The sequence below is a fragment of the Alienimonas chondri genome (assembly GCF_013036045.1).
GTDB classification, from domain to species: domain Bacteria; phylum Planctomycetota; class Planctomycetia; order Planctomycetales; family Planctomycetaceae; genus Alienimonas; species Alienimonas chondri.
On sequence record NZ_WTPX01000127.1, the window covers coordinates 1 to 13,756 of the forward strand.

Genomic DNA, 13,756 nt, shown 5'->3' on the forward strand with positions numbered 1-13,756 from the left:
ATGTACGCCGGCCCCAACGGCCCCGGCCCCTCGTACGGCGGCCCGGGCGGCCCCGGGCTGATCGGCCCGGGGATGAACGGCCCCATGTACGGCGGCGGCCCCGGGTACGGCGGCGAGTTCGCCGGTCCGGCTTACGGCGGCTCTGTGTACGGCGGCCCGGCGTACGGACCGGGCAACGGCGCGATCGTGCCGCTGGTCGGCCCGCCGGTCGGCGGGTTCGCCGGCGGCGGGATCGTCGGTCCCCCGATCGGTCTGGCCCCCGCGGCGGCCCCGGTCGGCGGCGTGCTGGGCGGGTGGGTCACCGGCTACTACGTCGGCGGCGACCTGGACGGCAGGGGCAACCTCGCCGGGCTCGACTACGACATCGGCGGCGTGAACTTCGGTCTGACCCGTCAGATCGACCCCACGCTGCTGGTCGGCGGGTTCGTCGGCTTCGCCAATAACAGCGTCGACGTCGATCAATACGACCTCGGCAGCTACGACGTCGACACCTTCCAGTTCGGCGCCTACTTCCGGAAGCTGTGCGGGAACTTCTACTTCATCGGAGCCGCCACCGCCGGCCTCGACGAGTACGACGTCAACCGGAACGTCGACTTTAAAGACTTCGTTCAGCGGCCGGCCTCGGCGAATTTCAACGGCAACACCGCCAGCGTGTTCGGGGAACTGGGCTATACGAAGGCGATCGGCTGCAGCTGCTCGCACTTCATCCAGCCCTTCGCCAGCCTGCAATACACCCGCGTCGTGCGGGGCGCCTTCCACGAGTCCGGCAAGTTCCAGAAGGACCGCTTCAACGATTACTACGACGAGACCACCGGCTTCAACAAGGCGCATAAATTCGCCAACAAAGGCGACGAGTTCGGCTCGAACCTGACCGTGTCCGAAACGGAAGACGACTTCCTGCGGACCCGCGTCGGCGTCCGGGCGTTCCGTCGCCTGCGGAACTGCGACTGCACCTTCCGCGTCCTGCCGGAGTTCCGGGCCTACTGGGCCCACGAGGAGTACGACCCCAGCAGCTATATCGTTCGCATGAACGATTCGCACGACTGCCCCTTCGTGGTGGCCGGGCTGGAAGGCGTCAGCGACGCCGCGGTCATCGGCGGCGGGCTCACCTTCGCCCACTGCTGCGGGCTGAGCCTGTACGGGAACACCGACGTGTTCCTCGCGGATCGCCAGACCGCCACGGCGGTCTCCCTCGGCACGCAGCTGACCTGGTGATCCGGCCCGGGCGCCGGCCTTCCCCCCGGGGCGTCTGAACGACGCTTCGCGGGGGGAGGACTCCGACGTCCGCCCCGTGTGCCGCCCTCGGTCGCCCTTGTCTGGGCGGTCCGATCGGTCTGCGGGGGGACGGCCGGCCGGTGTAACAGGCCGCGGCGGGGCGTTCGCCCATTCGCCATGAACGGCCGACGCCGACGCGAGCGACAGGCGTGTCGACGTCCGTTGAACAGACGTGAATTCAAGCAGCGTTCCGCGGCGGCCCGGACCGGGTCCGCCGACCGCTCCCCCGACCGCCCGGCCGCTCCGCCCGGTTCCTGCGTCAGCCCGTCTGACGGAAGGAGCCGGCGGACCGGCCGGGCGGTTTCTTTATGCGCGGCGAACGAGTTTCCAATGGTTTTCAATAGAAGGCAGTTTCAGAACCAGGCAGAAACCCAACCCGAAGCGTCAGCGAGGGAATCCGCACGGCCGACGCCCGCTGCCCTCGCTGACGCTTCGGGTTATTATTAAAACAGCTTCTAAAGCGAACGCGCGGCGAGCCGGGGTTGTCCGTCGGACCGAGATCCCGTTCCCCGTTCCCCGCTGCATCGATGGCGCCCGTCGTTCTATTGATCGGCCTCGACCCTCCCGAGACCGACCTCCTCACAGCCGACTTAAAATCCCGCCGTCCCGGGCCGGTCGTGTGTCATCCGACGCTGCCGCGGATCCTCGTTCGCGGGGGAGAGTTATTCGTCGAATCGACCTCCGGGGCGCGACTGCTGCCGGTAGAGAAAGTCGTGTATCACGGCATCTTCGAAGACGACCACGACACGCTCGCCGGCTTGGCTCTGTGGGGCGGTCCGTGCCTACCGAACGCCGCCGCGATGATGGATTGCCGTTTGAAATTGCCCTGCCTGGCGCGGGCGCTGCGATATACCGCCTTCGGCGCCCCGGCCCGCGGGTTCGCCTCCGCGGGCGTCGCCGTTCCCGCCGGCGAGCCGGCCGTCGCCAAGTGGGGGAACTGGCATTGCGGAGAGAATAAGGTCCGCTTCGACGCAATCTATACGCCGACGGAGAACTGCGTTATCGAGCCGTTCCTCAACGGCGAGGCGGTTCGCGTCTTGCAGTTAGGCGAGCGCGTCTGGCAGATCCGGCTGGCCGGCGACGACTGGTTAAAGTCCGTGCATCACGCCGCGGCGGAGTTCATGCCGGTCGACCCGCGGTTGGAGGCGGACGTGCGCCGCGTCGGGGCCGGTTTCGGACTGACCGTGTTGGCGAACGATTATATTCTCTCGCCCGACGGAACGCCGCATCTGCTGGAGACGAACCACATCCCGAACGTCACCCGGTTCCCGACGATTCGGGAGGCCTATCGAACGTTCGTGCTGGACTGGCTGTGCGCGGAGCCGGCCGGGCCAAAGGCCTGACGCCGCGTCGATCGAGGCGCCGCAGCGGCGTTGAGCGGGATCGGAGCACAAGCTCCGGTCTCACTCACTTCCCTCACTGGCGTCCCGGCCCCTTCGGGGGACCGGGACGCTGCGGCCGTGAATTATTTGGTCTATCAATAGGAAAAGCCCCCCGGCCGCATGGGCCGGGGGGCTCTCCCGTCGCTGGGCAGGCGACGCCACGGCGGCGTCGCCCGGTTGGCGTTCGGAATCGACCCACAGCGGGTCGACCCCTCCTCAAACACGCCTCAGCTCAACTCGTTTGGGAACGACTCATCTTCGGAGACCCGAGGATCAGTTGAACAGGCCGAACGGGTCGAGGAAGCAGTGGCTCTTCTGCTCGCAGCAGACCGGGGCCGGAGCGGCACAGGCCGGAACGGCACAGCCGCAGGCGCCGACCGGGGCGCCGTAGGCGGCGCCGGCGTCGCCGGCGTCGCAGCCGCAATCGGCCGGGGCGCCGTAGCCAGCGTTGCCGTAGGCAGCGCCGGCAGCCGGGGCGCCGTAGGCGGCACCGGTTTCGCAGACGACCGTCTCGGGAACGATCTGGCAGACCTGAACCTGCACTTCGCGGGTCACCTGCGTCGGGACGCAGACGGTGTAGGTCTCTTCACGCTCTTCGGTGACGGTGTTGTAGCTGGTCACCTGGTACTCCTGGGTCCGCTCTTCCGGGACGCAGACCGTGAAGGATTCTTCGCGGGTCCGGGTCTCGGTGGTGTAAGAGGTGACGTTCCTGGTCCGGGTCTTCTCGACCGTGTCCATCACCGTGACCTGATAGTCGTAGGCGACGTCTTCGACGACGGTGTCGTAAACGGTCCGGGTGCCCTGGCGGGTCTCGGTGTTGCAGACGGTGACTTCGTAGGTGTAGGGCACCTCTTCGGTCACGGCGCGGCAGACGGGGCGAGTCGCTTCACGGGTCTCGTAGTTGTTGACGGTCACCTGGTACTCGTAGGGGACTTCTTCGTCGACGTAGTTCGTGACGGTGCGGGACCCTTCCTTGGTCTCGGTGTCGTACACGGTGACTTCGTAGGTATAGGGCACCTCTTCGGTCACGGGCCGGCACACGGTGCGGGTGGCTTCGCGGGTCTCGTAGTTGTTGACGGTCACCTGGTACTCGTAGGGCACCTGCTCCGTGACGTAGCTCGTCTCGGTGCGGGTGGCCTGACGGGTCTCCGTGCGGTTCACGGTCGTGTTGTAGGTGTACGGAACCTGCTCATCGACGTAGGTGTAGGTCGTCACCGGGACCTGCTCGGTGACGTAGTTCGGCACGTAGACGCGCTGGGTCGTGGGACCGCAGCCGGCGCCGTAGCCGCCGTAGGCCGCGCCGTAGCCGCCGTGGGCGCCGTAGCTGCTGCCGTAGCCGCAGCCGCCGCAACCGGTGTCGCAGCCGCCGCAAGCCGGAGCGGCCGGGGCGCAACCGCAGTCGGCGCCGGCGCCGTAGGCCGCGCCGCCGACGGCGACGTCCTGGTAGCCGCCCATGTCGCGGCAAACGCTGGTGTAGGTCGTCTGCGGAACGCAGCGCCGCACGGTGCGGTAGCCGGTCTGCTGAACGGTCTCGGGCACGCACACGGTGTACGTGTAGGGCACTTCGGTCTGCACGGCACGCTGCACGGCGCGGGTGGCGGTGCGGGTCTCGGTGCTCGGCACGCACACCTGATAGGTGTACGGCACTTCTTCGTTGACGTAGCTGGTGACGGTGCGGGTCGCCTGCTTGGTCTCGGTGCGGGGCACCTGAACCGTGTAGGTGTAGGGCACTTCGCTCTGCACGGCCCGACGGACGGTGCGGGTGGCGGTGCGGGTCTCGGTGGTCGGCACGCACACCTGATAGGTGTACGGAACCTGCTCCGTGACGTAGTTCGTCACGGTCCGCACGCCTTCACGGGTCTCCGTGGAGGGCACCTGAACGGTGTACTCGAAGGTTTCCTCGCGGGGCACCTGACGGCTGACCTGACGATTGCCCTGCTTGGTTTCGGTGCGGGGCACCTGAACCGTGTAGGTTTCTTCGACCTGCTCGGTGACGGGAACCGTCACCTGGTACTCGACCGTGCGGGTCTGGGTCTGCGGAACCTGCACCGTGTAGGTGCGAACCTTGGTCTCGGTGACCGGCACCTGGCGGGTCACGGGGACCGTGCGGGTGCGGGTTTCCTGGTTATAAACAGTCTCGGTGACCTGGCGGGTCTCCGTGACCATCTGACGGCGGTAGACCGTCTGGGTCTGCGGAACCGCCGGGGCGCAACCGCCCATGGCGGAGACCGGGCCGCCGGCGACCGGAGCCGCGTAGGCCGGGGCGCCGTAGCCGTAATTCGCCACCGGGGCGCCGTAATTCGCGACCGCCGGGGCGGCGCTGCAACCGCAGCCAGCCTGCGAGCCGGCCATGGTGGCCGGGGCGGCGGCGAGGGCGGCGCCCACGCATGCGGCCAGGGAAAGGGACGTCGAACGTCGCATTGGGAGGGAACTCCTCAAAGTTTTAAGAAACAGGTGAAGACCGAACGCCGGGAACGCGACTTCGCCCGGGGGCGACAGGAGCCCCGCACGAGGTCGTAAGGAGTCTGATTCCGGGTCCGTCCGGGCTCCGCTCGCGGTTCGCCGGCCCGGATCTCCCCGCAAGCGGGACGATGCGAAACCGCAGACGAACTTCGAGATGTCTGGCTTCCATATGACGTCCTCCCTCTTCCGCCGGCCTCGGTCGAACGTCCGGCGAAACAGAGGATGGACCATGAAGGGGCGACCAACCCCGCCGCATCCTTAGACGATTCCTGCGCTCTCCCCCGACGCTCAAAAGCGACCGGCAGAGAAAACGCAAAAGCCCCCTAGTAGCTGCGACACCCCCATCTTGCCGCCGCCGCAGAGGGAACGCAAATCCCCCAGTCCGCGTGAAGCAGGAGAGCGAGGCAAACTTCGCAGGTTACGGAGATCCCCCCACGGCGACCTCGGAGCTACCCCGCGAACTGACCCCAACGACCCGTATCCCAGGCCTCATCCGTCCCTTTTCACAACGACGGTCTCGCACCGATCAACGTGCGAGCATGCGTCCCCCGCCTGATTCGCATCGACCACAACCGATTGCGCCGACTGCAAGGGTTCCGCGGGGTTCGCCCCGCAAGTTTCTAGCGCCGGCGGCCCTTTACGCCCAGAGCGTCTCGCCGGTCCTCGCCATCCCCCTCCGCGGGCATCGCCCGCTTACGCGTCGCGTCCGCCCTCCGCTCCACTCGGCCGCCCGGAGAACCTCGACGGGCGGCCGCCTTCCCTGACTGACTGCTCAGGCCGCCGACTCAGGCCGCCGACTCAAGCCGCCCAAGACCGGGACTCCGCCGGCGCCGCGACGGGGGCGGCTGCGGGGGTGAACGCGATCGGCTCGTTGTTCGCCGACCAGTCCTCCGCGGAGGCGCCCTCCGCCGTCGTGCCGCCGAGCAGCTCCCGCCACGTCTCCGCGTGCGCGGCCAGCACGCGGGCGGCTTCCCGGGCCGGGGCGGCGGCGTTCGTGCGACCCGCTTCGGCCAGACGTTCCAGGCTGAAGGCGAATCGGGCCGCCACCCCCTCGGCGATCGCGCGGCCCGCCTCGCCGTCCTCGCCGTGGAACCCCGCCGCCTTGGGATTCACCCCGGAGATCAGCTCCGTCACGCAGCCCATCGCCCGATCGAGCGCGTCGTAGCCGCCCTTTTCGTCGCGGTCCGGCCCGTCGGCCAACAGCTCGGCGGCGGTGTTGCTGAACCGCACGGCGGCGTCCACGATCATCCCGTGCAGCGCCGCCGGGGAAGCCGTCTGCACCGCCGCCCGCAGGTATTCGTTGACGTTCGCGGCAGGAACGGACGGAGCGGCGGAGTCGGTCACGGGCGGGGCGTAGCGAACGGGGGAGCGAGCGGAACAGTTCCCCCATCGGCCGGACGGCCGCGGCCGATCAGTTGTTGTCAGGCAGTTCCAGCAGGCTGATGTTGGACAGCGCCGACTGGAACGAATTGATCCGCGACACCGTTTCTTCCATCGCGGCGAATTGGCGGACCAGGCGATCCCGCTTCAGCAGCAATTGCTCCTCCAGATCGCCGATGCGGTCGGCGATCTCCGCTTGCCGGCGGTCGAGGTTGTTGCTTTCCAGTTCCAATAACCCGTCGAAGGGGTCGGTGAGGCCGTCGATCACCGCGTCGGCGGCTTCGGCGAACCCGGTTTCGGACTCCTGAAAGAACGCCTTGACCGCTTCGGGGTTTTCTTCGAGAGCGGTGTCGAGTCGATCCCGGTTCAAACTAATCTTGCCGTCCTTTTCCAGCCGAATGCCGACGTCGAACAGCGTCCGCGGGGCGCCGTCCTCGGGGACCTGCGGGCCGAATCGTTTAGTCAGCAGGCTTTCGACCCGCCGGAGCACCCGACCGACGGTCGCGTTGCCCTGCAACACGCCGCGTTCCTGGGTCCCCTGATCGACCTTCGTGAGCTGATTGGCGGTGTCGATCAGCCCGTTATAAGCGCTGACGAAACTATTCAGCGCGGAGCCGACGCCGGAAGTATCGCGGCCGACGGTGACGGTCACCGGTTCGCCGGTCGCCTGCTTAATCGTGACGCCGACGCCGCCCGGGAGGTCTTCAAAAGAGCCGTCCGAATCGGCCCGCAGAAACCCGCCGCCGGCGTTGGCGCCGACCGCGATCAACGCGTCTTCCCCCTGCACGGAGACCTCCGACCCCAACCCGGCCCGCCCGCCGTTGAAGGCGGCGGCGAGGCCGGAATCGTCGATGCGGAACCGCCCCGCTTCGCCGGTCTCCGTCGCGTTTAATAACAGCCGCGACGGAGCCAGCGTGGTGCCGTCGTCGGCGATCTGGGCGCTCACGCCGAAGTCGCCGGCGTTGAGGCGATCGGCGAGGTCCTGCAGCGTGTCGCCTGCCTCCAGCGTGAGGACGGTCGCGTCGCGGGCGCTGATGACGCCGTCCTTCACCGTGCCGGTCAGCCGCAGGCGTTCGGCGGCGACGTTGTCCGTCACCGTCAGTTCCCCCGCCCCGCCGGCGGTGTCGACGAGGCGAAAACCGTCGCCGGTGTCGTTCAATTCGGCCCGCACGCCGGCGCCCGCCCCCTCGTTCGCTGCTTCCGCGGCGGCGTTGAACGCGTCGATAAAATCGCCCAGCGTCGCGTCGTCGGCGAGATCGACCGAGCTGAGCGTCACCTGCGCCCCGGCGCTGTCCGTGACGGTCAGGTTGCCCACCGCGTTGCCGTCGGTGAAGTCCGCCAACGCCGTCGCGCGACCGATCGAGCGCCGGGCGATGGCGCCGCCGGTCGCTTCGTCGTCGGCGAACGAGCCCTCGATGCCCAGGTCCGTCGCGAGCGTGCCGGTCACGTCTTCGATCAGAAGAGACCCCGCCCCGCCGCTGGAATCGGTGAGGGTCAAACCTTTCTCGCCGACCTCCGCCCGCAGATCGAGGCCGCTGTTATTAATGGCGGCGACGACCTCGTCAAGGCTCTCCGCGGAGGAGAGATCCAGCACGGCGCTGGCGCCGTCGCGGTTGGTGAGGCGAATCTCCCCGCCGACGACGCCGTCCGGCCCGCCGACGTTCCGCAACAACACGGAGTCCAGCCCGGCAAGCAGCTTGGCGCCCGTTAATTGGTCGTCGCCGCCGGCGCCGTTGATATCGCGTTCGACCGCCGTCGTCAGACCGAGGCCGCGGAGCACGTCGGCACCGTTGAGGTTCGTCAGCGTTAATTCCGTGTCGGCTTCGATCGTTCCGCCGAACACCGGGTCGTCAGGATCGGGCACCTGCGGGGGGTCGGTGAGGTCCGTCAGCACGAGCCGCCCGTCGGTCAGCGAGGCGGTCAATTTGCCGGCGTTGTCCTCGTGGTCGTTGATCGCGGCGACGAGCCCGGCGAGCGTCGGGGCGGCGTCGAGGTCGATTTCAAACGTCGTCCCGTCGGCCAGTTCGAGGCCCAGATCGGTCAGCGGCCCCTCGCCCTCCGAGTCCGCGGGGACGCCGACGGTTTTGAGACCGATGCCGTCGTCCAGCAGGTCGAAGGTGAACTCGCCGGAGACGGCGTAGACCTCTTCGCCGTCGATCACGCCAGCGCCGCTGCCGGCGAGGCCCAGATCACGGGCGGTGCGACCGCCGCCGATGTCCGCGACCGTCAGCGCGCCGGCGGAGCCGTCCGGGTTCGAGAGATCTTCCAGCACGAACCCGCCGCCCTCGACGCGGGCGCTCAGGGCGACGCCCTCCGCGTTATTGAAGGCGTTCAACACGTCCGCGGTGGTGCGGGCGGCGGTGAGGTCGACGGTGGCGACGTTGCCGCTGGCGTCCGTCACCCGCACCTCGCCCCGCCGCACGCCCTCGCCCCCGTTGAGCAGGTCCAGCGACGTTTCGCCCCGCGCTCCCTGGTGTTTGCTGAAGACCAACTCCCCGATGCCGACCGCGGCGTCCGGCGAGGCGAACCCGCGGGTCACGGTCGAGTGGGCGCTCGCCGTCCGCAGCGGGGTGAAGACGGTGGTCCCGACCGGCGAATCCGCGTCGGCGCTGACGGCGATCGCGTTCGGATCAGACGCTTTGACGGTGAACGCCTCGAAGGTCTTCGCGTTCCCCAATCGCTCCGCGGCGGTGCCGATGGACAGCGTGAACGCGGAAAGCGCGTCCAGCCCGCCGGCTTCCGCTTTGAACCCCGCGGCGCGATTCGACAGCTTGGAGATCGTGCCCCGTTGCGCGCCGATCAGCGCATCGATGATCGCCCCGGTGTCGATCCCGGTGGCGAGGCCGACGGAGGAGGTGACGACCGACATGGGGGGTGTTGCGGGCGGGGACGAAGGGAGGCGGCGAAGCGATCGGAACAAGACGCGTCGCGACTGTGCGGCGCTGTGGATCGGGGTCCGTCGGTGAACTTCGCCCGTTCGTCGGCCCGAGGATGAGCCGCGGCGCGGTCGTACCGATTACGGGGGCGACGCGCGTTCGCGCCGTCCCGCTCGCGCAGCGAGGCGCCCGGCCGGAGAGCCGTCCTGAAAAGGAGCGCTCCCCGGTCGGGTCGCCGGGTCAGGTTGTCGACTCAGGTTCTGCATCACGCATGTCGTTCGCCGCCCCGCCCGGCCTTGTTCCCTCGAAAGGGGCCGGGACCCGGCTGGTGTTTGCCGAGGTAGGGAGTGGAGAAGGTGGAGTACGGGCGCCGGGCCGGTCGTTTCGAGAACCGGGCCGGGCCGCGGGGTCGAGCCGCCCGCGGCGCCCGGGGCCGGGCGAGCCGGTCCCTGATCGGAACCGGTTCGCTGGCTCTCCCGGACCACCGCGCGACGGGGTCGGCGTCCGTGCCGACGGGCGGGGGGCGGATCGCGTCGGATCGCTGCGCAGGCGATCCGACGCGGGGGCGAGGTCCGCGGCGTCCGTCACCCACGTCGGCCGCGTCGCTCGTCCCGCGAGAAAGCCGACGGCCGCCTGCATCCGGGTGCGGGCGGGGAACGTCGGTCCCTCACCTATAGCGGGACCGGGACCTATTTTGTCCGAACTTCTGATCGGACAAGAGGTTCGGCGTACGAACTGCGGGGCGCCGTCGTCGGGTTCGTCGCGTCTTCGGCCACGAAGAACCGGGCCTCGTCCTCCGCGTTCGGCATCAAACAGACGTCATGCCGCCCGAACAGGTGATAACGATTCTTCGCGAGGCGATCGTACAACCAGTCCCGCACCGGCCGCGGCAGCAGCCAGCCGACGCCCGCCGCCGGCCACGGAAAGGGCAGGCGCCGCATAATGCGGAGGAACGCGGTGGATTTTATAAAGATCCGCGGCCCCTCGATCACCGCCATCGTGTCGTAATGATCGGTCGGCAGGCCGTAGTGCTTCAAGATCGCCTCCCCCTCCGGCGACTGCACCGTGGCGAGTCGAAAGCGGCGCTGCGTATCGTGGCGAATGAGGAACCGCGACCAGACCGCGCAGAGTTTGCACACGCCGTCGAACAGCACGATCCGGTCGTCCGGGCGAACGCCCGGGGCAAGGCCCGCGTTCGGATTCATGCCGCCCAGCGTATCCGTGCGAGCGCCGGACGCCAGACGCGCACGCCGGCGAGCCGCGTGAGGCTCTTCGTTGGAGCGTCGCGCGCCCGGTGAGACCGGAACGCAAGCTCCGGCCGCAGGTCGTCACGAGACGGCAGCCCGAGGCGCAAGCCGAGGCCGTGTTGCGTGGTCCACGTCACTCGGCCTCGGCTTGCGCCTCGGGCTGCCGGTGTGATTAAGAGACTCTTTAACTCGCGACAAGCCGTTCCCAAATCGGGCGGTTTTCGTGCATCGCGGCGACGATGTCTTTGGGGACCTTGCCGTCTTCCAGCAGCGTCCAGCCGGTGAAGTCGCTCTCTTTGAGCAGGCCGAAGAACTGCTCCCAGGGATAGGCGTCCTCGGTGCGCAGATCGTGAATATGAACCGTGCCGATTTTGTCTTTGACGAGGTCGAAGTTGTGCTTCAGGCCCTCGCCTTTTAATTCGCCCGGGTTGCAGTTCCAGCAGACGACGGCGTTGGGATGATCGGCGACGTCCATCATGGTTTTGATATTCGGCAGGTCCGCGGAGCCGTCGCGGCCGTGCACTTCTAATCGCACCTCCACGCCGAGGTCCGCCCCGTATTGGGCCACGTCCCGCAGGGCGAGGCCGATCTGCTCCAACGTCTTTTCAATGGGCACCTCCTTGGGGATGCCGTTGGGGCGGACCTTCACTCCGCCGCCGCCGACGTCGTGGCAGAGGCGGAGGAAGGCCTTGGTTTCCTCGATATTCTTCTTGAGAACGGCGGGATCGGGGGAGTGATATTCGCAGGCGCTGCCCAGCCCGGCGAGTTCGACGGGCGAGTTCGCGAACAGCGCCGCGACCTGCCGGCGCTGGGCCGGATCGAGGGTGATTTCCACGCCGTGCTTGTGCGTGCTGCGGAGTTCCACGCCGCTAAACCCGGTCGCTTCGCAGTTGCGAATGACGGTCGGCAGACCCCAATCTTTCCCCCAATTATACGTCACCAACCCCAGCTTCATGCCGGACTCCGCGGGCGCCGGTTCGTCCGCGAACAGCGTCGAAGGCCGGGCGAACGCCCCGACCGCAGCGGCGCCGGCGGACGCGGCGAGAAAGGAACGGCGTTGCATCGGCACGGGAAGTCCTCGGATTCAGGGGGCGAGCGACGACGAGTGTAGCGGCGCCGATGGGTCCTATGGCATTCGCGAACCATGACAGCCCGAGGCGCGAGCCGAGGCCGGGTGGTGCGGCGCATGTCGAACCGCCTCGGCTTGCGCCTCGGGCTGCCAATGCCCTTAGCCTCGATGCGATTCGTCGTCCATCGTATCAGGACAGGGGTGGCGTGGAGAGGAGGGAATTCAGGAATCGACGGGCCGTCGAAATCTCAGTTGCTATCTACGAGCGAGCGGCGTCATGACATACGTCTTCGCTTGCCCGCCGCATTGCACCGTGAGGCGATCGTTCGATAGTTCCATCGAATCCCAGACCCATAACCATTCGTCGTCGTCGCCGATCTTTACCCGCCCGTCCTCGCATAGTTCATAGCGGAGGATCGGCCCGCAGACCCACCCCCCTTTCATGCCAAGGGAAGCGGAGAGATGATTGTCTTGGCCGAAATACAACTGCTCAAGAATTTCGTCATCCTGCAATTCGAGCGAGGATCCGATCAGGCGGCTTATCAACTCGCGGGGAGACATTGATCAACTTCCTGCTGAGTGGTTGGGGCACAGCGGCCTTCGCTCAGAAGTTCGTCGTGTTAACCACGACGAACGCGATCGAGAAATCGACCAGATAGGCCGCGGTACGAACGCCTTGTCGGAAGGACGGATTCACACACAGGGCGATCGCCAAGAAATGCAGACAGGCGACCGTGGCCAGCGGCAGTGCCGCCACGATCAGGCAGAAGCTGATTCGGTCGGTGCTGAACGAATTCTCGTTTCCCTCCAACGCTAACCCGAGGCAAAGGCCGACAGTAATTACGGCCGGCGGCAGGAGGAACTCGCATAGCCAAGAGAGGGCGTGTATCGCAGTGAGCGGGCGACTCATTCCTTCTCGCCCCGCGGCGTCACGATACCGAACATACACCCGCCTTTATCATCGTGTTGCCAGGTGCCGGCGTAGCGGGTTTGGCCGGAACCCGTTTTATGCACCAGCACGCGGGCGCTGAAGGTGCCCATGCCGGGGAGGGTCGTTTCTTCCAGCGTGATCACCGGGGTGTCGCCGGCCCAGAAGACCTTCACCGGGACCGGAACCGTCACGTCGTTCTTGCCGTATTGAATGCGGGCGGCGATCGTCCATAAATCCTCCTTCACATAGCTGACCTGGCCGATCTCGTAACGCTCCTCCGGCATCTTGTCCGCGGCGCCGTCGACGGTGAACCGGCCTGTCAGCACGGCGTTTTTCATCGTCGCTTCAAACGCGGCCCGCTGCGCCGACATGGCGTCCTCGGCGGCGGCGTCCTGGAGCGGGCCGGCGGGGGCGCAGGCGAGCAGCAGGCAGGTGAGAGCGTTCATGGGGAGGCGCTGGGAACGAGAAGGGTTGGGAACGCGGGGCGGGGGCGATCATACTCGCCGTCGGTCGTGCGCTCCCCCTGTGGATTCCCCAGCGCGCGGCCCGCCGAGTCGCCCCCGTGAAGTCGCCCCCGTCCGTTCGTTCGTGAAGCCGGCCGTCCCGTGAAACTGCTCCTGTTGATGCGGCACGCCCACGCCGAGGGCCGGGCCGCGACCGACTTTGATCGCCCGCTCTCCCCCCGCGGTCTACTGGAAGCGGACGCCGTCGGCGACGCGTTGGCCGCGGCGAACCTCGTGCCGGACGTGATCCTCGCCTCCGCGGCGCTGCGGACCAAGACGACCGCGGAGCGGGTCGCCGCCCGTCTGCCGGACGCCCCGGCGGTGCAGACGTTGCAGGAACTCTACGGCGCGACCGCCGAGGAGCAGCGGGAGGCGTTGCGGACCTGCGGCGACGCCGGCCGCGTGCTGCTGATCGCCCATAACCCGGGCATCGCCGATCATGTGGCGGAACTGAGCGGCCCGACCCGCTGCCCCCCCGCCACCTGCATCGCCTTCGAGGCGGCGCTGGACGACTGGATGGAGTTCACCCCGCAGACCGCGACGACCGAGGTGCGGCGGATCGGGGGATGAGAAATATCTGTCTCCCCTCGCCCCCCCGGCCAGGGAATACCGGGGGGAGAGGGGCTGGGG

11 protein-coding genes are annotated in these 13,756 nt (G+C 67.9%); 3 read left to right on the plus strand and 8 right to left on the minus strand.

Annotated elements, in window-relative coordinates; translation table 11 throughout:
• The coding region (locus tag LzC2_RS16300; protein WP_171188945.1) for an autotransporter outer membrane beta-barrel domain-containing protein at positions 1–1,215 on the plus strand (1,215 nt) is incomplete at its 5' end.
• Positions 1,216–1,802: 587 nt separating this feature from the next.
• A complete protein-coding gene (locus LzC2_RS16305; RefSeq protein WP_171188946.1) occupies positions 1,803–2,618 on the plus strand; it encodes an ATP-grasp domain-containing protein in 816 nt (271 codons plus the stop codon).
• A 312-nt stretch (positions 2,619–2,930) separates the two neighbouring features.
• Here LzC2_RS16305 and LzC2_RS16310 read toward each other — a convergent pair whose 3' ends face one another.
• From LzC2_RS16310 to LzC2_RS16345, 8 genes are all read right to left on the minus strand, one after another.
• Positions 2,931–5,042, minus strand: coding sequence for a sulfur globule family protein (locus tag LzC2_RS16310; RefSeq protein ID WP_171188948.1), 2,112 nt, complete (start codon positions 5,040–5,042; stop codon positions 2,931–2,933).
• 876 nt (positions 5,043–5,918) lie between these two features.
• Positions 5,919–6,464, minus strand: a complete 546-nt coding sequence (locus LzC2_RS16315; protein ID WP_171188950.1) for a flagellar export chaperone FliS — start codon at positions 6,462–6,464, stop codon at positions 5,919–5,921.
• A 67-nt stretch (positions 6,465–6,531) separates the two neighbouring features.
• The gene (gene fliD, locus LzC2_RS16320; RefSeq protein ID WP_171188952.1) at positions 6,532–9,369 is read right to left on the minus strand and encodes a flagellar filament capping protein FliD; all 2,838 of its coding nucleotides are present in this window, start codon (positions 9,367–9,369) and stop codon (positions 6,532–6,534) included.
• Positions 9,370–10,065: 696 nt separating this feature from the next.
• Positions 10,066–10,581, minus strand: coding sequence for a thiol-disulfide oxidoreductase DCC family protein (locus LzC2_RS16325; protein ID WP_171188954.1), 516 nt, complete (start codon positions 10,579–10,581; stop codon positions 10,066–10,068).
• A gap of 226 nt (positions 10,582–10,807) precedes the next feature.
• On the minus strand, positions 10,808–11,686 hold the full coding sequence (locus LzC2_RS16330) for a sugar phosphate isomerase/epimerase family protein (protein WP_171188956.1): 879 nt from the start codon (positions 11,684–11,686) through the stop codon (positions 10,808–10,810).
• Between the two features lie 261 nt (positions 11,687–11,947).
• On the minus strand, positions 11,948–12,238 hold the full coding sequence (locus LzC2_RS16335; RefSeq protein ID WP_171188958.1) for a hypothetical protein: 291 nt from the start codon (positions 12,236–12,238) through the stop codon (positions 11,948–11,950).
• A 58-nt stretch (positions 12,239–12,296) separates the two neighbouring features.
• Positions 12,297–12,602 (minus strand): hypothetical protein, encoded by a 306-nt coding sequence (locus tag LzC2_RS16340; protein WP_171188960.1) that lies wholly within the window; start codon positions 12,600–12,602, stop codon positions 12,297–12,299.
• Positions 12,599–13,069, minus strand: coding sequence for a hypothetical protein (locus tag LzC2_RS16345; RefSeq protein WP_206678755.1), 471 nt, complete (start codon positions 13,067–13,069; stop codon positions 12,599–12,601). The genes LzC2_RS16340 and LzC2_RS16345 overlap by 4 nt, the downstream gene beginning before the upstream one ends.
• Before the next feature lie 159 nt (positions 13,070–13,228).
• On the opposite strand from LzC2_RS16345, the gene LzC2_RS16350 reads away from it, so the two are divergent.
• Positions 13,229–13,696: a SixA phosphatase family protein gene (locus LzC2_RS16350; protein WP_171188961.1), complete on the plus strand. Its 468-nt coding sequence runs from the start codon at positions 13,229–13,231 to the stop codon at positions 13,694–13,696.
• Positions 13,697–13,756: the final 60 nt, after the last annotated feature.